This is a genomic window from Kitasatospora sp. NPDC050463, from assembly GCF_040655255.1.
Lineage (GTDB): Bacteria > Actinomycetota > Actinomycetes > Streptomycetales > Streptomycetaceae > Kitasatospora.
In genome coordinates, this window is record NZ_JBFAJO010000003.1 from 68,130 (window position 1) to 87,536 (window position 19,407).

23 protein-coding genes and 1 pseudogene are annotated in these 19,407 nt (G+C 73.3%); all 24 read left to right on the plus strand.

Annotation, left to right across the window (positions count from 1 at the left end):
- Window positions 1-206: 206 nt before the first annotated feature.
- The 24 genes and pseudogenes from AB0J08_RS03090 (at window position 207) to AB0J08_RS03205 (ending at window position 19,403) form a co-directional block, all read left to right on the plus strand.
- Window positions 207-692: a hypothetical protein gene (locus tag AB0J08_RS03090; protein ID WP_360625945.1), complete on the plus strand. Its 486-nt coding sequence runs from the start codon at window positions 207-209 to the stop codon at window positions 690-692.
- A 156-nt stretch (window positions 693-848) separates the two neighbouring features.
- Complete coding sequence (locus AB0J08_RS03095; protein ID WP_360625948.1) at window positions 849-1,343, plus strand: hypothetical protein; 495 nt, start codon at window positions 849-851, stop codon at window positions 1,341-1,343.
- Between the two features lie 207 nt (window positions 1,344-1,550).
- A pseudogene (locus tag AB0J08_RS03100) lies at window positions 1,551-1,871 on the plus strand (DNA cytosine methyltransferase); the annotation flags it as partial.
- Between the two features lie 154 nt (window positions 1,872-2,025).
- A complete protein-coding gene (locus AB0J08_RS03105) occupies window positions 2,026-2,322 on the plus strand; it encodes a hypothetical protein (protein ID WP_360625951.1) in 297 nt (98 codons plus the stop codon).
- 113 nt (window positions 2,323-2,435) lie between these two features.
- Window positions 2,436-2,600, plus strand: a complete 165-nt coding sequence (locus tag AB0J08_RS03110) for a hypothetical protein (RefSeq protein WP_360625954.1) — start codon at window positions 2,436-2,438, stop codon at window positions 2,598-2,600.
- Between the two features lie 96 nt (window positions 2,601-2,696).
- A complete protein-coding gene (locus AB0J08_RS03115; protein WP_360625957.1) occupies window positions 2,697-3,272 on the plus strand; it encodes a DUF4913 domain-containing protein in 576 nt (191 codons plus the stop codon).
- A gap of 16 nt (window positions 3,273-3,288) precedes the next feature.
- Complete coding sequence (locus AB0J08_RS03120) at window positions 3,289-4,026, plus strand: hypothetical protein (RefSeq protein WP_360625960.1); 738 nt, start codon at window positions 3,289-3,291, stop codon at window positions 4,024-4,026.
- The gene (locus AB0J08_RS03125) at window positions 4,023-4,520 is read left to right on the plus strand and encodes a hypothetical protein (RefSeq protein ID WP_360625963.1); all 498 of its coding nucleotides are present in this window, start codon (window positions 4,023-4,025) and stop codon (window positions 4,518-4,520) included. Before AB0J08_RS03120 ends, AB0J08_RS03125 begins: the two co-directional genes overlap by 4 nt.
- 45 nt (window positions 4,521-4,565) lie before the next feature.
- Window positions 4,566-5,444: a winged helix-turn-helix transcriptional regulator gene (locus AB0J08_RS03130; protein WP_360625966.1), complete on the plus strand. Its 879-nt coding sequence runs from the start codon at window positions 4,566-4,568 to the stop codon at window positions 5,442-5,444.
- Window positions 5,445-5,665: 221 nt separating this feature from the next.
- Window positions 5,666-6,748: an MFS transporter gene (locus AB0J08_RS03135; protein WP_360625969.1), complete on the plus strand. Its 1,083-nt coding sequence runs from the start codon at window positions 5,666-5,668 to the stop codon at window positions 6,746-6,748.
- Window positions 6,749-6,779: 31 nt separating this feature from the next.
- Window positions 6,780-7,481, plus strand: a complete 702-nt coding sequence (locus AB0J08_RS03140) for an HAD family hydrolase (protein ID WP_360625972.1) — start codon at window positions 6,780-6,782, stop codon at window positions 7,479-7,481.
- Entirely contained in the window at window positions 7,478-8,284 is an 807-nt protein-coding gene (locus AB0J08_RS03145) for a hypothetical protein (protein WP_360625975.1), read from the plus strand. Before AB0J08_RS03140 ends, AB0J08_RS03145 begins: the two co-directional genes overlap by 4 nt.
- 64 nt (window positions 8,285-8,348) lie before the next feature.
- Entirely contained in the window at window positions 8,349-9,269 is a 921-nt protein-coding gene (locus AB0J08_RS03150; protein WP_360626379.1) for a DUF4259 domain-containing protein, read from the plus strand.
- A 127-nt stretch (window positions 9,270-9,396) separates the two neighbouring features.
- On the plus strand, window positions 9,397-10,083 hold the full coding sequence (locus tag AB0J08_RS03155) for a hypothetical protein (protein WP_360625978.1): 687 nt from the start codon (window positions 9,397-9,399) through the stop codon (window positions 10,081-10,083).
- A gap of 107 nt (window positions 10,084-10,190) precedes the next feature.
- Window positions 10,191-10,514: a hypothetical protein gene (locus AB0J08_RS03160; protein ID WP_360625981.1), complete on the plus strand. Its 324-nt coding sequence runs from the start codon at window positions 10,191-10,193 to the stop codon at window positions 10,512-10,514.
- Entirely contained in the window at window positions 10,511-11,377 is an 867-nt protein-coding gene (locus tag AB0J08_RS03165; RefSeq protein WP_360625984.1) for a hypothetical protein, read from the plus strand. The genes AB0J08_RS03160 and AB0J08_RS03165 overlap by 4 nt, the downstream gene beginning before the upstream one ends.
- Complete coding sequence (locus AB0J08_RS03170) at window positions 11,374-12,267, plus strand: hypothetical protein (protein ID WP_360625987.1); 894 nt, start codon at window positions 11,374-11,376, stop codon at window positions 12,265-12,267. Before AB0J08_RS03165 ends, AB0J08_RS03170 begins: the two co-directional genes overlap by 4 nt.
- 21 nt (window positions 12,268-12,288) lie before the next feature.
- Window positions 12,289-13,062 (plus strand): hypothetical protein, encoded by a 774-nt coding sequence (locus AB0J08_RS03175; protein WP_360625990.1) that lies wholly within the window; start codon window positions 12,289-12,291, stop codon window positions 13,060-13,062.
- A gap of 33 nt (window positions 13,063-13,095) precedes the next feature.
- A complete protein-coding gene (locus tag AB0J08_RS03180; protein WP_360625993.1) occupies window positions 13,096-14,679 on the plus strand; it encodes a DUF317 domain-containing protein in 1,584 nt (527 codons plus the stop codon).
- Window positions 14,676-15,251: a hypothetical protein gene (locus AB0J08_RS03185; RefSeq protein ID WP_360625996.1), complete on the plus strand. Its 576-nt coding sequence runs from the start codon at window positions 14,676-14,678 to the stop codon at window positions 15,249-15,251. Before AB0J08_RS03180 ends, AB0J08_RS03185 begins: the two co-directional genes overlap by 4 nt.
- A gap of 13 nt (window positions 15,252-15,264) precedes the next feature.
- Entirely contained in the window at window positions 15,265-16,050 is a 786-nt protein-coding gene (locus tag AB0J08_RS03190) for a hypothetical protein (protein ID WP_360625999.1), read from the plus strand.
- 147 nt (window positions 16,051-16,197) lie between these two features.
- Window positions 16,198-16,602, plus strand: coding sequence for a DUF317 domain-containing protein (locus AB0J08_RS03195; protein WP_360626002.1), 405 nt, complete (start codon window positions 16,198-16,200; stop codon window positions 16,600-16,602).
- Window positions 16,599-17,714: a hypothetical protein gene (locus AB0J08_RS03200; protein WP_360626005.1), complete on the plus strand. Its 1,116-nt coding sequence runs from the start codon at window positions 16,599-16,601 to the stop codon at window positions 17,712-17,714. Before AB0J08_RS03195 ends, AB0J08_RS03200 begins: the two co-directional genes overlap by 4 nt.
- 51 nt (window positions 17,715-17,765) lie before the next feature.
- Window positions 17,766-19,403, plus strand: a complete 1,638-nt coding sequence (locus tag AB0J08_RS03205) for a DUF317 domain-containing protein (RefSeq protein ID WP_360626008.1) — start codon at window positions 17,766-17,768, stop codon at window positions 19,401-19,403.
- Window positions 19,404-19,407 lie beyond the last annotated feature (4 nt).

The window sequence follows — 19,407 nt, forward strand, 5'->3', positions numbered from 1 at the left end:
CGCCCGACTTCCGGCTGCGGCCTCATCCGACGACGCACCGAACCTGCCGGCCGCCCGGCAGCTCCCGAACCGATGGAGTCCCCACGCCCACCGCCCGTCCCACCTCCGAGGTCAAGGCATACCAGCGGCACCTGCGCGATGTCGCGCAGCAGGCCGAGGCCCTCGCCGCGAAGCTGCCCACCGCCCGCGCCGCTTCCGCCGCCGGCGTGCCAGACGCCCGCGACGTCGCCGGGCACCTGCGCGCGATGCAGGAGCTGCAGACCAGCGCGCTCGCCGCGGCCGAGTTCTCCGACCAGTTCCCGGCGCATCCCACCACCATGACGGCCGCCCGGCTCACCGCGCTGTCCCTGGCCCGAGCTCACGGCCGCGTCACCAAGGCCACCCGGCACCTGTCCTACCTGCTCCAGCACGCCGTGAGCGCCGACGTCTGGGCTCTGCCCGACGCCCAGCCGGTCGACCCCGCCGCCGTCTACGGTGCCGCCTCCACCGAACTGCGGCGTACCGCTGGGCAGTTGCGTATCGACGCCGACCACCTCGCCTCCGCCGGCGTCTCCGCCGTCCCGGCCAAGCCCCGCCGGTCCGCCGCGCTCAGCGTCACCCAGCGCCTTCGCCGGGTCCTGCCCGGCCACCGCGCCGACCCCCTCCCGATCGCCGCGCTGCCCCGCAGCAGTGCCCCCGCTCCCCGCCGCTGACCCCAAGGACCCACCCTGACCACCACCTCCACCGAGACCCAGGCCCAGTGGCTGCTCGGCACCGCCGCCGATCTGCACTACTTCAGCGAAGAGCTGTTCAGCATCTACTGCCACCGCGATCCGCTCCCCGACCGCCTCGGCGCCGTCCTGGACTCCATGACCGACGTGCAGCAGAGGCTGCTGGCCAATGTCGTCGACGAGTACGGCACCACACCCGCCGAGTCCACCAGGCCCGAGGACATCGCCTGGCGACGCCGCAGCCTCGCCTACGCCTACGCCGGGCTGCTGACCGCGAAGGCGATCCTGCGCGCCCAGCCCGCCCTGGTCGCCGTCACGCTCAAGCGGATCAGCCCCGAGGCCGACCGGTGGCCGCACCGCACCGCCTACTTCAAGTCCCTGTCGTCCTCCCGGGGAGTTCTCGAAGAGGCGGTCTGGAAGATCAAGGAGGTCGCGGCGGACCTGACCGGCCCGGAGCCGGACTTCCTCACCCTCTCCGGCGAGGAGGCGATCGTCCTCACCCGCTCCACCTCCCTGTACCAGCGGCCGACCAAGCCGGTCACGTCGCGCAAGGCCGCCGGCCCCGGCGCCGCCGTGCAGGTCTCGCCGCCCGCCGTGCGCGCCTCGACCGCCCGCAGCGGGGCCCGCCGATGACGTCGCCGGGCGGCGGGTGGCCGCGTATCGGCAGCATGTGCTCCGGCTATGGCGGCCTGGACCTGGGCGTCCAGGCCGTCCTCGGCGGAAGCGTGGCGTGGCACGCCGAGATGAACCCCAACGCTGCCTCGATCCTCGCCCACCACTGGCCTAGAGACGCCAAATCACGGCAATATCACACAAGTTGACTGGGGCGACGTCGAGCCGATCGACGTCCTCACGGCAGGCTTCCCCTGCCAGGACCTGAGCGTCGCCGGCCGCAGGGCCGGTCTGATGAAGGGCACCCGCTCCGGACTGTGGCTGACCATCGCCCGCGCGATCGACGTCCTCAAGCCGAAGGTGGTGATCATTGAAAACGTCCGCGGAATCCTCAGCGCAGCCGCTGCCTCGCCAGCCGATAGCGACTTGGAGTGCGGCTGGTGCGATCTGGGAGACGGCGGAGGTGAGCCTGCTCTGCGGGCACTCGGCGCGGTTCTCGGAGACCTGGCCGACCTCGGGATGGATGCGCGGTGGACGGTGCTACCCGCAGCCGCCGTCGGCGCCCCCCACCGCAGGGAGCGGCTGTTCCTCGTCGCCTGGCCTTCCGACGCCGAAGGCCCGCGATGCGAAGGGGCCGGATGCGAAGCGGGAGGACCTGGGGCATGCGGTCACCCTGCTGAAGACCCCGACCAGCAATTTGGGCGTGATCGGCGGGAGTCAGCACCCGGACAAGCGGCGCCAGGGCGGCCACGGGCCGAACTTGAGCGACGAGGTGGAGCACCTGCTGTTCCCGACCCCGAAAGCCTCCGACGGGACGCACGGCGGGCCCAACAGCCGTGGCAGCAAGGGCGACCTGACCTTGCCGTCGGCGGCGGCCCAGCTGCTGCCGACGCCGAGGGCCTCGGACACCGGGACGCCCGGACGGAAACCCGGGGCGGGGTTCCGTCCGCCGCTGTCGGCGGTGGTCCTGCCGATCTGGGAGCAGGACAGCTCGGACTGAACCGGTGGGGCCCGTACGGGCCGGCCATCGCCCGGTGGGAGCGCGTCACCCGGCCCGCACCGGCGCCGACCGACGAGCGAGGCCGGCTCGCCCCCGCCTTCGTCGAGTGGATCATGGGCGTCGATGAGGGCCATGTCACAGCCGTTCCGGGTCTGTCCCGCTCCGCCCAGCTGACCGCGCTGGGCAACGGTGTTGTTCCCCAACAGGCCAGCTCTGCCTTGCAGTTGCTCGATGTGGCCGATCTGCTCGCTGCCGCCCGCTGGTGCGGGCGGCGGTGAGCGGACGGTGCTTATACACCAAGTTCGGCCCGATACGTCGGGCCGTCGAGCGCAGATCCTCGTGTCATCACCCGCCGACGAGAGGCACCCGCCCCTTTGACCACCCCCGAGCCCGACCCCACGTCCGCGCCGGACGGCTACACCAACTCCCAGATCGACGTGCTGACCGCGAAGCTGTCCGCTCTCGCGGCGGGATTCGACCTGCAGGCCGAGCAGCTGGCCAGCATGACCACCGCCCTTCCCCCGGAGGACGGCGACGATCTGGACGCCATCGGCGGCGCAGAGCCGCTGTTCATCCTCGCCTTCGACGACCCGCAGTACGACCAGGAACTGGAGCTGATGACCCCATGGGTAGACGAAATCTGGACCAAGATCTACGGCCCCGAGACCACCGCCGGCAAGCCCTGGTGCCCGCGCTGGAAGGAGCACCCCGAGGCCGTCGCCCGGCTGCACGCCGTCTGGCTGTCCTGGCAGGCCGCCCTCGACCCCGAATCGGGAGCCGCCGGCCCCAGCTCCTGGCAGCGCGACCACCTGGAGCCCGCGCTCATGAAGCTCCGGTCCGCCGACGGGCCGTTCGCCGCCTGCACCAGCAGCGGTGGCCACATCAGCCACCGCGTGCTGCCGCACCCCGCGCTGACCGACACCACCCCTGCCGACCGCCCCCTCACCTGACCGAAAGAGCCGACCCTTGCCCGACTTCAACCTGCCCGGATGGCGTCCCGCGGACGCCGCCTCCGCCGAGGCCCAGGTGCAGTTCCTCGCCGCAGAGGATGCGTACGAGCTGCTGACCGAGGTCAACCACGACCACGACGGCAGCAGCGACGACTTCCTCCTCTTCGAGGACGTCTCCGGCTACGCCGCGGTCACCGCTCACCTGCACTACGACGAGGACGGCGAGACGTTCACCCTCGCCACCGCGACCCTGCCCACCTTCGCCCTGGCCGCGGCCTGGCTCGTCCAGCGCGGCGCGGAGAGCGACGCCTTCCTCAACCGGTCCGGCCACCCCGGCGCCCCGGCCGACGCCCGCAGCGCCTCGGCCGCCGCCCGCCTGCTGGAGTCCGGCTCCCGCTACCGGCTCGTCGACCACGGCGCGGAGCCCGGCGAGACCTGGGCGATGCTGCGCGACGGCAGCGCCGCCGGAGCCGAGCGACCCTTCCTGCTGCACCTGGAGACCGTCGACCCGGACCGCGGGTACAAGCTGCGCGAGGGCTCGTTCAGTTCGCCGCAAGAGGCCCAGCAGTGGCTGGAGAACCGGCGAACGTCACTGCCTCCGGTCGCCGACGGAGACGTCGCCGTCGTGGTCAGCCCGCAGGCCAACGCCGCGCGCACCCGTACCTCGTCCGGCCAGCGCCGGACGGCCGCTGCGGAGCCCGCACCCGCGCTCACCGCCACGGCGGCGACCACTGCTCGAAGGGCCGTGCGGTGACTACGACCACCCGGCCGCTCGCCGCCTTCAGCTCCCACCCCGAGGCGCTGGACGACCTTCTGTCCGTACCGCAGCACGTGCGGATGCTGGCCCTGAGCTACCTCGGCCGGCTGGTGCGCGCAGAGGTCCGCGGCCCCTTCCTTGAAGAGCAAGGCGAGCGCGACCTGCGCGGCGCCAGGAAGCTCTACCTCGACGAAGCGCTGGACTATCGGCTCGTCTACGTGGAACGCCGTGCACCCCACAACCCTCGTCATCTGCAGGGCATCCACCTGGTCGCCGTCGGCGAGCGCCGGGGGGTCGCGGTCTACGAGACTGCGGCCCGCCGCCTGCGGCAGGCCGCCAGCCACGAGGTGAAGCGCGGGATGCCGGCCCGTTTCCAGGCCGCCCTCGCGGCCTCCACCCGGACCTCCCCGGCCCAGTCCGCCGCCTCGGTCTCCGCACCGGCCGGGGTATCGCCGGCCGTCGCCCTCTCCCCGCCCGCCCGCCAGCGCTGACGTCGCCCAACTGCCCAACCGCACGCCTGAATCGGAGATCTACCAGTGTCGACCGCCACCGCCACCACGCCCGTCACGTCGCAGTCCTCCACCAGCGCCGTCCAGCGGGCCGCCGAGCTCCTCTCCATCCGGTGGGCCACCCGGATCGTCCACGCGCTGCGGCAGGGCGCGGCGAGCAGCGGCGACCTCCTGGAGGCCGACCCGATGATCCCGGTGAGCAGCGCGTACTCGGTCGTCCGTGCGCTCGCGGGGGCCGGTGTCGCCACGCGGATTCCGACCGGCGCGTCCCGGTTCGACGTCGCGCTGTCTGCGAAGGGGCAGGCGCTGGCGCCCGTGCACGCCTCCGCCCTCGCCTGGGCCCAGCGCTACCCCCGTCCGGGTGTGGCGGGCGAGCAGGCGCCCGAGATGATCGAGGAGGTTCTGGGCCTGCTGGCCAGCTCCCACGCCGTCCCGCTGCTGAGCGAGCTGGCCGGCCGCGACCCGATGGCCTACCCGCACCTGGTCACCTCGCTCAATGCCCGTGACAAGGCGGCGGCGTACCAGCGACTGCTCGCCCTGGAGGAGCGCGGGCTCGTGGCCCGCAGCGGCACCCGCCGCGTCTACCGGTGGAGCGCCACCGAGGCGGGCCTGGCGGTCGGCCGGGTGTACAGCGACCTGTCGACTTGGACCTCCGCCGCTCACCACTCGGCCGCGCCGGCCCGGCCCGGTACCGCGCTGGCCGCCGCCGGCACCAGTGCCGTCGTCATGAAGAGCCCGGCGCAGGGCGAGCTGTTCTCCTCACCGCGGGGCGCCGAGCAGCCGGTGAGTGCCCGGGCGGCGGCGGCCGACCTGCGCACCATCACCCTTCACATCTCCTTCTCGCACGCCCCGGCTCCGCAGCCGCCAGCTCCGCTGCTCGTCGCCGCCTCGGCTCACCGCCGCTGACGAGCCCCGCCCTACCGGACTGCCGATCCCACCCGAGGTCCATGATCACGTCTTCCCCGTCCTCCGTTCCTACGATCAGCACGTCCACTCCTGCCGGCGGTGACAGCTCCCAGCCAGTGCCTCCGGTAGGTGCCGGCCCGTCCCGTGAGCGGTCCGTTCTGCGAACCCCGCACGTCACCCCGCTGTTGGCGGGCACCCTGGTGGGCCGCTTGCCAGCGGCGATGGCTCCGATCGCCGTCCTCCTGGCGGCCCGGGCCGATCACGCCTCCACCGCGCTCGGTGCCGTCCTGGCCGCCTTGTACGCGGTGGCCGGGGCGGTGGGTCAGCCGCTGCTCGGCCGGGTGGTCGACCGCTCGACCCTGGCCGCCGTCGCCGTGCCCGCCGCAGCGGTCTCGGGTGGAGCGTTCACCGCTCTGGCCTTCGTGGACTGTGCCGCACAGCCGCTGGCCGCCGGCGTGCTGTCGGTCGCCGCGGGTCTGGCAACGCCGCCGCTCGAGGCCGGGCTCAGGGCGATGTGGACCCGGTTGGTCGAACCGCGCCGCCATCACAAGGTCTTCGCCCTCGACTCCGCCTCCCAGGAGGTGGTGTTCGTCGCCGGACCGCTGCTGGCCACCGCCGTGTGCCTGCTCGCCTCGCCCGACCTGGCGCTGGTCGCCTGCGCGGTGGCCGGCAGCGCGGGCACCCTGGCCGTCGCCGCCCGCCCTCCGGCCCGCTTCCGGTCCGTGGCACGCGCGGTCCACTGGCTCGGTCCGCTGCGCTCGACCGGTCTGCTGGTCCTGCTCGCGGCCTCGGTGTTCTTCGGGGTGACGCTCGGCTCGTTCACCGTCCTGGCGCTGTCCTACGCCGACCGGCACCAGGAAGGATGGCTCGCCGGCGTGCTCCCGGCGGCGCTGTCGCTCGGCAGCCTCGTCGGCGGCGCCGCATGGGCCCGGCTCAAGCGCCCGTGGCCACCCAGCCGGGCCCTGCCCGCGGTCGGCGGCGCGTACGCCGCTGCCTTCGCCGTCCTGCTGCTGCCCGCACCGCCGTGGCTGATGATCACGGCAAGCGTCCTGCCGGGGCTGTTCCTCGCCCCGTGGCTCGCCTCCTCCTTCGTGGCCTGCGACGCACTGGCTCCCCGCGACACCGCCACCGAGGCCGCCGCCTGGCTGATCGCGGTGATCGGTCTCGGGCAGGCCGCGGGCACCGCCGTCGCCGGCCAACTCTCCGCCTCCGGCCACGCCGCCACGGCCGCCGTTCCCCTGATGGGCGCGGCTGTGGCCGCTGCCGTCCTCGGTGTGGGGCGACGTCGGCTCACCCTTCCCTGATCTCTCCCCTCTCTCCCTGGAGCTGGACTTCTTGCACAGCCGCACCAACCCGGCCAAGCCCGCGCCGATCACCATCGTCTGGGACTGGAACGGGACGCTTCGCAACGACCTCGGCGACCACGTCGCCGCCCTCAACGCCACGCTGCCCGGCTTGGGCGGCGAGCCGATCAGTGTGGAGACCTACCAGGCGCTCCACCGGATGCCGATCCGCAGTTTCTACGGCGACCTGCTCGGCCGCCAGCTCGGCGACGAGGAGTGGCACTCCGCCGACGAGGCGTTCCTCGCCGAACTCGCCCAGCGGCCGGTGAAGCTCCAGCAGGGTGCCCGGCAGCTGATGATGGGCCTGCGGGCCCGGGGCGTACGTCAGAGCCTGCTGTCGCTCGCGCCGCACGAGCGGCTCGTCCGCGAGGTGGAGTCGGTCGGCATCACCGGGCTGCTGGAGCGGGTCGACGGCCGGCCGGGGCCGTCGGTTCCGAGCAAGGCGCCCGCCATGATCGCGCACATCCAGGCTCTCGGGCCGGAGGTGGACCCGGCCCGCACCCTGGTGATCGGGGACAGCGTGGACGATGCCGTTGCCGCACACGCCGTCGGGGCCGTCCCGGTGCTGCACACCACGGGGCTTCACGGAGCGAAGCGCCTGGCCACGGCTGGCGTGCCGCTGGTGGAAACGATTCAGGACGCCGTCGCCACCGGCATCGCCATCATCACCTCGCGGCAGCTGGCCGCGGCGTGAGTGCGAACAGCGGAATCCCGGTCGCCGCGTGGAGGCCCCGGGTACCCGGCAACACCGACCTGGGCAGCCGGACGGTGTGGTCCGAGCTCCAGGTCCAGCGGGTGCGCGACCTGCCCGGGCACCGCACAGCGACCCTCCACGGCGCGGTCGCCGACGAGATCGCCACCACCGCCGTCAAGCTCGACGACGTGCAGACCCGGCTGGTCGCTCTCGCCGCCTCCCTGCAGGACGACCTCCAGCGCATCGCGGCCGGCCACGACACCACCATGCCTGTCACCAACGGGATCCTGCGCAACAGCGCTCTCGACATCGACCTCCTGGTCACCCGCCGCACCGAACTGCACCGCTCGCTCACCGCGCTGATCGGCATCTACAAGGAACTGCCCGCCTTCGTCCCGCCCCCGGCCCCGGTGCCGCCGGCGAAGAGGGCACCAGCGACTGGCCGGCTGCCGGTGCGGCAGGAGGAGGCGTTGCGGCTGGTCGGCTCGTCCACCGTCACCATCTACGAGAGCGTGCGCCACGGGTCGCTCCGGGTCGTGGCCGGCGGGGCCGATGTCAAGGTCGCCACCGTTGACGCCCTGATCGGCAAGGGTCTGGTTGACCACTACGAGCGCCAAGACCTGGTCCGGGGCCACGACCTGGCCCTCACCTCCGAGGGGCAGACCCGGTACGAGGCGCTGCAACGGCCTACCGCCCGCTCGGCCGCCGCCCGCACCCGGCCGGTCGCCCTGCCCACCGCCCCGGAGGCGGCCCCCGCCGTCAGCGTCGCCGTTTCCTCGCCGACTGCCCGGTCCCGAAGCTGACCGGCCCCTCGACCCCAAAGCCCGCTCGTCGGGCCCGCCTCAGACCTCAACTCAGGAGATCTCCATCGGTAGCTGGGATACCGGCCCGTTCCACAACGACGCCGCCGTCGGCACCGCCGAACGCTTCGACAGCCTCTTCGACAGCGAGCTGCCGCCGTGGCTCCACCGCCTCTTCGATGTCGCGGTCTCCATGCCGGAGGGCCCGCTCGACAACGACATGGCCCAGGAGGTCGTCGCCGCCGCGGCCGTCATCGCCTCGCAGTGCCCAGGCGGAGACGACGTCAACCTCAACAGTGGTCCGCGCGAGCCGGTCCCGCCTCTGCCGACGGACCTCCGACCGAAGGCTGCCGCAGCCCTCGACCGCGTCCTCGCCCACGCCGACGCCGAGGTGAACCGCTGGTACGTCCGGGAGCGAGGCGAGCAGTGGCTCGGCAACCTGGAGCGGATCCGTCTCATCCTGGTGGACCCGGCATCCAGCCCTGAGCCTGCGGCGCCCCGGCCTCAGCGGCGAGTGTTCGCCGGCCAGCAGCTCCTCCAGGGCCGGTTCGGCATCGAGAACTCCTGGGAGCTGCCCGAACGGCATCCCAAGGGGTCGCCGGCGCACGCTCTGGCCGAGTTGGTGGAGCGCCAGGCGTACGAGGTGGACACCCTCGACCGGGAGCTGCGCGCGACGGCCTCCCGGGCTGGCGAGACGCTCGCCCAGGTCGCCGAGGGCAAGCACGGGGCGGTCCAGACCAACGGCGTCTTGCGCTTCACCGGCGTCGAGCTGGAGACCGTCGGAGCCCGCTTCGCCCTCGCCAGCCGCGGCCTCGAAGACCTGGCCAACCGGTACCAGCATGCCGCCGCTGACCAGCCGCCGCAGGCCGGGGACTCGCGGGCGGCGGCGGCCCGAAGCCGGACCACACCCCTCGCCACAGCCGAAGCGGGCCTGCCGCTGGCAGCACCCGCACCGCCCTCCGCCGGAGCCCCCTCCCACCGCCGCTGACGCGAGAAGGACACCACCCATCACCACCCTCGAAACCCTCGAAGACACCCGCTTCGACGTCGACGACCTCCGCCCCGTCACCGCCGACGACGAGTCGAGGCTCGACCACCTCGCTCTCAGCCTGGACATGTACACCTCTCTGGCGGTCCAGCACGCGACGAATCCGCACACCGAGCTCCTCCGCGACAGCTTCTATGTCGTGCACGACGGCACCATGACCTGGCACGACGTCCCCGGCCTGGCCCAGTACGCGGCCATCCACGTCCAACGTGACCTCGGGGACGGCACGTACCGCTTCGACTACAGCCGCCACCCCATCGCCTCTCTCGCGCAGAACTGGCTCGTGGGCCGCGGCGCCGACCCGGAGCAGCTCACCGTGGACGTCGAGGACCCGATGAGCACCGACCAGGCCACCCGGGGCCTGGAGGAATTCCTGGCCGCCTCGGGAGACCGCTTCCGGCTCGTCGATGACTACACCCACGACAGCCCGGACTTCTACAAGACGTGGATCATCGCCACCGATACCCGACCCGATCCGGGGCAGCAGCCGATCCGCCTCTTCTACGAGGACGTCGACACGGCGAATCACTCGTACACCCTGCGCCAGGGCGGCTTCGCCACCGTCGAGGCCGCCCGGAGCTGGGTCGACCGGCTGGGGCATCCCGAGAATCCGCTGCCACCGCTGACCGGTACCCCCAGCGCCCGCGCCGCCGGCGCCAAGGCGCACAGCTCGGTCGCGGTCACCGTGTCGGCCCCCAACGCCCCGGTGCCCGCTACAACCGAGGGCTGCCCCACTCGACCGCAACGCCGCTGACGCCCCCTCACTCCCTGGAAGGACCGCGCATCACCTCGCCCGACAGCACCCAGTCGCCGGCCGCCGCCGGGCCGCAGCGACGACCGCGCACGACGGAGCGCCGCAGCGTGCAGACCACGGTGCGGTTCACCCCCGCCGCCATCGCCGCCATCGGCGAGCGCGCCGCCGCCGAGCGCCTCACGATCGCCGGGTTCATCGGCAACGCCGCCCTGGCCGCCGCCCAGTGCGGCGATCCGCTCCACCGACCCGACCGCGACCCGCGGCGCCCGCTCGTCGAAGCCCTCGACCGCGTGGCGGGCGAGCTGAACGCCGCCGTCGCCACCGTCCGCAACTCGAGCGACGGACCCGGGCGAGAGGCCGCGCTCGCGGCCCTGCCATCCGTCGCCGAGCAGACGTACACCGTCCTGGACACCGTGCTGGAGGCGTCGTGATCCCCGACGTCTCCCGGGGCAACGGCATCCGCCCGCTGCTGGCCTACCTCTACGGCCCCGGTCGGCGCGAGGAACACGAGGACCCGCACCTCGTCGCCGCGTGGGACCTGCACGGCGCCCCCGACCCGGGACGCCATCCGCGCGCGAGCGTCGGCCGGCTCGCTGACCGCCTCGACCAGCACGCCCAGTTGCGCGCCGCCGAGCTGGGGGCGATGCCGCCGAACCGGGTATGGCACTGCTCCGTCCGCGCCGCACCAGAGGACCCCATCCTCGGCGACGAGCAGTGGGCCCAGGTGGCCCGCCGGGTCGTACGCGCCACCGGTCTCGAGCCGGAGGAGGGCCCCGGCTGCCGGTGGGTGGCGGTGCGCCACGCCGTCCACCACATCCACCTCGCCGCCGTCACCGTCCTGCCCTCCGGCGCCCGGCCCGGCATGCACCGCGACGCAATGCGGGCGCAGGCCGAGTGCCGGGCCATTGAGGCCGAGTGGGGGTTGCGCCGTGTCGGGATCGGCGAGCGGACCAGCACGAGCTACCCGACCAGCGCCGAGATCATCAAGGCGGAGCGGCACGGTTGGAGCGAGCCCTCCCGCGTGTGGCTGCAGCGGCAGATGCACCTGGCGCTGTCCGAGGCGGCCGACCCCAACGGCTACTTCGCCGCGCTGGCCGAGCGCGGGGTCATCGTCCGCGTCCGGCGCGGCGAGGACAACGTCGCCGCCGGCTACAGCCTGGCCCGCCCCGGTGACGTCGGCGCCGGAGGGCAGATCGTGCACTTCGCCGCCGGTCGCCTCGACTCCGCGATGACCCTGCCCCGCGTCCTGCACCACCTGTCCACGAAGAAGTCCGCCGAAGGAATCCGATCATGACCAGCCCTCAGAACCCCCTCAGCCCCCTGGCGGACTTCGCGCACGCCCTGGCCGAGCGACTCCCGGACCAGTGGGAGGCCACCGAGCTGGACCTGCGCGACGACGCCGAGCTTCGCCACCACTTCTACTACCGCGTGTGGGACCGCCGCCGTGCCCAGGAGCTGGGGCTGGACCGCGACACCATGGCGGAGAGCGCCGTGCTCGACGGCCTCGACGGACGCCGGCTGCTGGTATTGCCCGCCGCCGAAGCGGGCCGGTCCTTCCTGATCTGCCCCCTCATCGCCTTCGACGTGCCCGTGTACACCAGTACCTCCCCGCTCGGCTCGATCGTCGTTCCCGCCGACCCGGCCACGGCCGCCGACAAACTCGCCGACTCGCTGCTGCCCGTCTACGAGAGCGAGCTGCGGGCCATGCTCGACCATGTCGTCGGCGTCCTGGACGCCACCGAGGCGAGCATCGCCGCGTGCCTGGCCGCCGAGGCCGAGCACTCCGGCGACCCCGAACTGGCCCAGGAGCTGTACGAGATGAGGGGGGTGCGCTGGCTCTCCCATCCGGAGGACACCGACCTGCTGCGGTGTGCCGCCGAAGATGTACTCGCCGCTCTGGGCCTGCTGCTGGGTCACCGCGGACCGCTGTCCGAGGCCCTGGTCGGTGTCACCACCCACGTCCGGATCTACTGGGAGGTGAACGACAGCTGCGAGGCGCTGATCGAGGCCGAGGTGATCGGCCGGATCCTCAGCACCGCCGGTCTGGCCGACACCGGTAGCGGCATATTCGATCCGGCGACCAAGGCGAAGATCGCCACGTTCGATGCCCTCCCGATCGAGCAGCAGCGGGCGCTGGTGCGGGCCGCCGCCGCGACCTACTCCCGGCGAACCGACGCCGGCTGATCTGAGCAGAGAGACCGCCTGTTGTACATCGCCTCCTTCCACGACGCCCGCGACGAACTGGACCTCGACGAGTTCGAGGCGGTCGACGCCGTGTCCGCCCGGACCATCAACCGGCTGTTCGACTTCGAGAGTTCGCTGTGGATCATCGCGAAGCAGTGGGCGTCGGACACCCTTCGCCGCCCAGGGGCGCGGTTGCACGACTACTTCCTCTTGCTCGACGCGGATGCCGCCCACCACGAGCGGGCCGGGGCGCCGCAGATCGTCGCCGCCCACTTCGACCGCGACCCGAACGCCCGCACGGTCCGGGCCACCATGGCATCGCACGCGCTGATCCCGCTCGCGCAGAACTGGCTCGTCGGCCGCGGGGCGGAGCCCAGCAGGGTCTTGGAGCCGGACGGCTGGAGCGACCCGTTGGATGCCGAGACGGAACAGCTGGAGGACTTCCTGCGCGGCAGCGGCGAGCGGTTCGAGATCCACGACACCTTCAGCCGTCACGAACCGCCCTACGAGACTTGGGTGGTCGCCACCGACACCGAGCAGACCGCCAGCCCGTCGGCGGAGGTCTTCTTCTGGCGGCTGCCCGACGACAGGAGCCCCGCCTACACGGTGCGCCGTGGTCAGTTCGCCAGCCTCGACGCCGCGTACGAGTGGACCCGGGACACCTCCGCGCCCCTTCCGGCAGCCACCCGGTCCCAAGCGGCCCGGCTTCGCGTCGCCCCAGTCCAGCCTTCGCCCGCACAAGCTCCTGCGCCGCCGCCGACCGCGCCCAACATCCGCCGCCCCCACGGCCGCTGACACCGCCCCCACCCCACTCTGGAGCTCTGGCCCTTGCCTGACACCTACCTGCCGTACCACGAGCCCGACGTCGAGACCCTGGTCCGCCCCCGCTACCTCGCCGGCCCCGGCGACCGGGAGTCCGTCGAGACCGCCTTCGCGCCCCTGCGCGGGTCACGGTGGCGAGTAACGGCCCTCGGCCGGTATCTCACCGAGGTGATCGCCACCAGCCCGTGCCACCGCATCCGCGTCGGGTACCGGCCCGGCCAGGAGCAAGCGTGGCAGGTCACCGCAGCCTCGGACCCGTTCGCCGTCCCCGCCTGGCGCGGCGGATTCAGCGGGGCCACCCCGCCGGAGATCGTCGAGGCGTTCCTCGGCCAGCTGGCCGACTCCCTCCACTACGACGAGGTCGACGACAGCACGGGCACCTTCGTGTCGCTGGAGGGAACGCTCGCAGACGCCAACGAGGCTCTCTCCGAAGCAGGTTGGCCGACTTCCAGCTCCGATGGCCACTGGCTGACCAGGTCGGGCGACGGCGAGGTCGAGTACGACGTCGCACCGCTCGTCGACCCGGCGGTCGAGCTGGCGGCCGACGTGCAGCGCGGCTTCACCTGGCGCATCTCCCGGAGCGACCCGGACGTGGGCTGGAGTGCTGCCTTCAGCTCGTGTACGCCGCTGCACCTGATCGCCGCGGTGAACGGCGCCGTCGCCGACAGCAGCCCGGTCGTCCGCGCCACCGACGACCTGCCGCAGCGGGTGGTCGCCCGCGCTCTCGCCGAGCAGGCCGAGGTCGACCGGCGCGCTGCCGAAGCCCGTGCAGCGCTGCCGACCGCCGTCGAACTCCTCGCCAATGGCGACGGCTTGGACGCTGCGGTCGCCGTGAGCCCGCTGTACCTGGCCGGGCCCGGCACGGTTGAGCGGGCGGTGGCATCCCTGACGGGCGAGGCCGGCTGGAGGTCCGTGGCCATCCGGAGCGGACGGCTGTGGGAGAGCGACTGCCAGACCGTCCGCGTCGCGCACCTTCCCGAGCGGACCCGGGACGCCTGGCAGATCACCGCGCTGGCCGGCCCGCTGGGCATGCCCACCTGGAGGGCCACCTTCAGCTACAAGACGCCGGCCGAGGTCATCGGCGAGGTGACCCGGCTCGTCGCCGAGACCGGCAACAACGGGACGGCTGGCACCGAGTACACCTCGCCCTTCCAGCTGGACGGGCACGCCTGGACGAGCCTCACCGCCGGCGTGTGGACCGTGTTCAGCGCGCCGGACCCGAAGGTCAAACTCCAGCACAACTCCGCCCAGTTCGGCCGCTACGAGGAGCTGGAGGGCCAGGCCCCTCCCTCCTGGACACTCACCGCGGGCATCGACGACCGGTTCAGCGCTTGGTCCGCCGACTTCACCAGCGGCGCACCGTCGTACCTAGTCACCGCTGCGGCGCTGGCCGCCGTCGACCCGGCCCCGGTGCTCCGGGCCCGCCGGTCGCTGCCCGAGACGCACCTGCCGTTCCTGGAGGTCGTCTCGCCGGGCACCGGCCGTTCCAGCGCCGCCCGTTCGGGCACCGCACCGGCCTCCCGTACTCCGCTGCCCGACCCGGCCGGACCGTTGCGGACCACCACCGTGGACCGGGGGCAGCGACGGTGAAGGATGGCCGCGCCCTGGAGGCGTTCACCGAAGCGGTAGCCGGCCGACTTCCGGGTGCCTGGCGGCCGGAGCTGGCGGACGTGCGCACGTCGGCGGCCCTGACCGAGGTGTACGAGCGGCTCTGGGACCTCGGGATCACCCAATGGGCCCTGCTGGAGTTCGTCAACGACCGTCTCGGGATGCTACGTGACGGCCAGGGAGGGGAGTTGGTCGTGGTCCCCCGTCCCTTCCGCACAGGCCGCTACCTGATCGCGCCGCTGGTCCCGGCCGGCACGGACCCCGGCGCGGTGGAGGACCTGACGCCGTTCGGCCTGTCCGTCAGCGGGTCGCCGGCCCGGGCGGCCGAGACGGTCCGCCGCCGGCTGCTGCCCCGGCTCGACTACGCCCTACTGCTGGCCGAGGAGCGTGGGGTCTATCCCGGACCGCCTTCCGACGACGGGCGCCGCCGGGTCCGCGCGGCCACCGCCCGGACGAGCGTGCCAGCAGGCACCCCACCGGCCGTCGTCTATTCCGCTGGTCCCCTGCGTCCAGCCACCCCGCTTGCGGGCCGAGGCCGAGTCCCGGCCCCCTGACCGAACGAGATTTGTGCCCACTGCTTCCCCCGTCTCCGCCGACCCGCTCCTCTCCGTCCGCCCCGCCCACCTTGCCGGGCCCGGCGACACCGACCTGCCCTCCCTCCTCACCACCGAGCACGGCTGGTTCCGTCCCTACAACTCGCCCACCCACGTAGTCCTCGTGAGCGGCACCACCGGAATCGCGCTCTCCACTGGATCGGGCACGGCCCCGCTGTCCCTGACCGGGATCGGCTGGTCGGTCGGCTTCTGCCACCAGGTGCCGGCCGAGATCACCCAGTCCCTGCTCGACGAGGCCGCCACCGGCCTCCTCCACCGTCCGGACGTCTTCGCCGGCACCGGCCGCCTCGTCGGCCACCACGCCCGCGCGGCCCTGCTCGCGGCCGGCTGGTCCGGCCATCAGCGGGACGGATACGAGCTGGTCTCCGCCCCCGACCGCCGCGCCGCCCTCTCCTTCCCACTGGAGGCGCCCGGCAGCGAGGTGATGCTGACCGGCGCCGCCGAGAAGGGCACCTGGACGGTGCGGTTCGGCGCGACCGCCCCGGAGCCGCTGCTGACTGCCGCGACCGCCGCCCTTCTGGCCCCGGTCGTCCGCCGGGCCGGGCAGCTCCCGGCGCGCCACCGGAACCTGCTGACCACCCAGACGCTCGCCGAACGGCCGCCGCGCACTGGACGGTCCGGTGCGGCTCGCGCCCGGAGCACCGCGGCCCGGCCGGTGTCCACCGCGTTGCCGCTGTCCGACCGGCCGCACACCGGCAGCAGCGCGTCCGTGCCGGCTCCGCGGCGCCGCCCGTCCTGACCTTGCCCCTCTCGCTTCTGGAGACCTCGCTGCCTGCCGATTCCGACACCGACGCCCTGGTCGCCGTCCGCCCGCTGGAACTCGCTGGCCCCCGGCACCGCGCCATTCGACCTTCTGCGCCACCTCGCTGGCGAGTACCAGTGGCGAGTGGTCTCCGACGGCGAGAACCCGCAGTTGGAGAGCCCCTGCGGACGGCTGCGGCTGCAGCACGGCGACTTCCTGTCCGGCAAGCTCCCGCTGGTCGACAACTGGATGCTCACCGCCCGCGAGTCGCCGGCCTCGGAGTGGCTGTGGTGGGCGTGCTTCAGCCCCCAGACACCGCACGAACTCACCTACGGCTTCGTGCTGGAGACCGCCCGGCGCCTGGGCAGTGAGCCCGGCAGCGTCCTGGTCCGCCGGGACGTGGCCGACGACGCGGGCGAGCTGCTCGCCGCCTGCGGCTGGCTGGAGGAGAAGTACCCTCTCCCCGGCGTTCGCATGGTCACCCCCACGGGCACACCGGCGCGTCCCACACCTTCGAACTTCCCGAGCGGGCCCTGTCGTTCAGCATGAACAACACCAGTTCCGAACTGGCCTGGTCGATCTCCATGTCGCCCCGGACACCGGAGGTGCTGCTGCGCGTCGCTGCGACGGCCCTGGTCGAGGACTCGGCAGTGCGCAGCCACGGTGAGATCCCCGCGCACCACCGCGAGCGGGTCTCGACCGCGCCGGCCGGCACCGCCCTCCAGTCACGCTGGACGACGCTGCTGCCCGGCCTCGCCGCCGAGGGGACGCTCGCGCCCGCCGGGTCGGACGAGGCCGGTGCTGAACGGCCCAGCCCACCTCCGGCGTTGGTCGCGGTAACCCCTCGCCACTACGCCGGGCCCAGCGTTGACGCCGTCGACCGGCTTCGGCACCGTCTCGAGGCGGAGGGATGGGTCGGTGCGGAGGGCGTCCTCACCAGCGCGTGCGGCCGGCTGAGCGTCGCCTGGCCCACCGAGTCGGACAAGCCGCGAGGCTGGGGACGCGAGCGGACGTACGCACCGTGGCGGGTCTGGGGCACCCAGCACCGCGGCGCGGGCGTCGCCTGGCGGGTCACCGGCTGGCGCCTGGTTCCCCAGGAGATCGTCGAGGGTCTGATCGGCGAGGCGACCGTGATGCTGGACGAAGCCGACAAGGCCGGCCGGATGCCGTTCGAGTCGGGCGTCCTGGCGCTGGGGTTCCTCCCCCTGGCTGCCGCCGGCTGGACCAGCGAGGTCACCCCCAAGGGCGCCGCCAGCTTCGAGTCGCCCGATGGATTCCTCAGCGCCCGCTGCGGACCCCCGGACGCCCTGTACGAACTCCGCGGCCGACCGGCCGCCCGCATCTCCTGTCGGCGGGCGCTCGGATTCTGGGAGGTCGAGATCAGCGCGAACACCCCCTCCCGGCTAGCTGCCGCCCTGTGCCGCGACGCTGCCGACCCCGGGCCCCTGATCCGCAATCCCGATCACCTGCGCCTGGATGCCACCGACCGGGAGGTCGTCGTCGTCACCCCGGTCACCGCGCAGTCCCTCACTACCGCTACCGGCCGCCGGGCCGCCGCCATCACCCGCTCGCTGCCGGCCCAGTCCACCACGAGCACCAGCGCGCCCGCCGGCAACCCGGCCGCCGCTCACCCCGCGACCGCGGGTGCCTCACGGCGGTGACCGCCGACGGAGTCCCGGACGACGCGGCGCCGTTCCGCCCACCCCTCGTTCTTGGAGACCGACCTGCCCACCGACACCGACGAACTGGTCGCCGTCCGCCCCTTGGAGCTGGCCGGCACCGGCACCGCGCCCAGCGACCTGGGCGACCACCTCGTCTCCGCGTACGGGTGGGAGCACGACCCGGACAGCACCCCCGAAGAACCCCTGCTCGTCAGCCCCTGCCGCCGCATGGCCCTGGAGCACGGCGACTTCCCCCTCGGCCGCCGCATCCTCCAGAACCACTGGAAGCTCTCCGCCTACGACAGCGGGGAGCAGGACGCCACGGAACTCTGGTGTGCCTGGTTCAGCCCCCAAACGCCCTACGAACTCACCCACGGCCTTGTCCTGGACGCCGCCGGCCGACTCGACAGCGACCCAGCCACCGTCCTTGCCGACCGCAGGGCCGGTGACGACATCGCGCGGATCCTCTCCGACGCCGGATGGACGATCAAGCAGGGCCCTTGGCGGACGTTCATCCACTCGCCCGGCGCCGCCACCCTCCTGGTGCCCTCCCACCCGGAGCGCACGCTCGCCTTCAGCCTGGGCAACACCAGCTCCGAGCTGGCGTGGGAGGTCATCGCCTCGCCGTGGGCTCCCGAGGCGATCCTGCGCATGGCCGCGGTGGCGCTGGCCTCGGACGCGGCGCTGCGCCGCCGCAGCGAGATCCCCGCCCACCACTTGGCCCGCGTCACGATCGAACCCGCCGCCGTCGCCACCCTGCCGCGATGGCGCCCCCAGCTGGCGCCCCCGACCGACCTGGAGAACCCGCTGCCGACCACCCCCGACCGAACCGCCGTCGAACCGGCCCTCAGCCCCGAGCCCGAAGCGGAGCTGGTCACCGTAACCCCCCGCCACTACGCCGGACCCGGCCGTGGTGGTGCCGAACAGATCAAGATCCATCTCGCCTCCCAGGGCTGGGCGTTGGGCACGAACACGATGACCAGCCCGTGCGGCAGGCTCGGCGTCGCCTGGCCCGACGGCACCGACAGCCCGACGCGGCAGAGCGCCGCCTGGCGGGTCTGGGGTGCCCAGCACCGGGGAGCGAGCGTCGCCTGGCGCATCACCAGCGGCGACCTGGCCCCGCCCGAGCTGATCGCCGGCGTAGTCGACGAGGCGCTCGCCATGCTGGACGAAGCCGGGTCGGGCTCCCGCGAGCCCTTCCAGGCCGGAGTCCTGGCCCTCGGTCTCCTGCCCCTTGCCGAGGCGGGGTGGCAGAGCACCGTCGATCCCCGCGGCTCCGTCTCCTTCCGCTCGCCCGACGGCTACGTCAACGCCCACTGCGACGTCCCGAGCGCCCTCCACGACCTGCGCGGAAAGCCCGCCGCCCGGATCAGCTGCTACCGGGCCCGCGGGTACTGGATGGCGGAGATCAGCGCGAACACCCCCTCCCGCCTCGCCGCCGCACTCTGCCGCGACCTCGCCTCCCCGGAGCCCCTACTACGGAGCACCACCGGCCTCCACCTCGACGCGACCGACCGGAAGGTCGCCGTCGTCACCCCGGTGAGTGCCGAGGCCCTCACCGCTCCGGCCCAGCGGCGCGCTGCGGCCCTCGCCCACGGCACCCAGCTGCCCCGGCCGAGTGCTGAACCCGGCACCGCCGCCACCAGCAGCACCCTGGTCAGCGCCCCCGCCCCCAGCCAGCGGCGCTGAACCC

Excerpts from the sequence above, each read along its gene's own strand:
- AB0J08_RS03135 (WP_360625969.1), top strand. The coding sequence starts at position 5,666 with ATGGCTCCGATCGCCGTCCTCCTGGCGGCCCGGGCCGATCACGCCTCC.
- AB0J08_RS03155 (WP_360625978.1), top strand. The coding sequence starts at position 9,397 with ATGTACACCTCTCTGGCGGTCCAGCACGCGACGAATCCGCACACCGAG.
- AB0J08_RS03095 (WP_360625948.1), top strand. The coding sequence starts at position 849 with ATGACCGACGTGCAGCAGAGGCTGCTGGCCAATGTCGTCGACGAGTAC.
- AB0J08_RS03110 (WP_360625954.1), top strand. The coding sequence starts at position 2,436 with ATGGGCGTCGATGAGGGCCATGTCACAGCCGTTCCGGGTCTGTCCCGC.
- AB0J08_RS03170 (WP_360625987.1), top strand. The coding sequence starts at position 11,374 with ATGACCAGCCCTCAGAACCCCCTCAGCCCCCTGGCGGACTTCGCGCAC.
- AB0J08_RS03200 (WP_360626005.1), top strand. The coding sequence starts at position 16,599 with ATGAACAACACCAGTTCCGAACTGGCCTGGTCGATCTCCATGTCGCCC.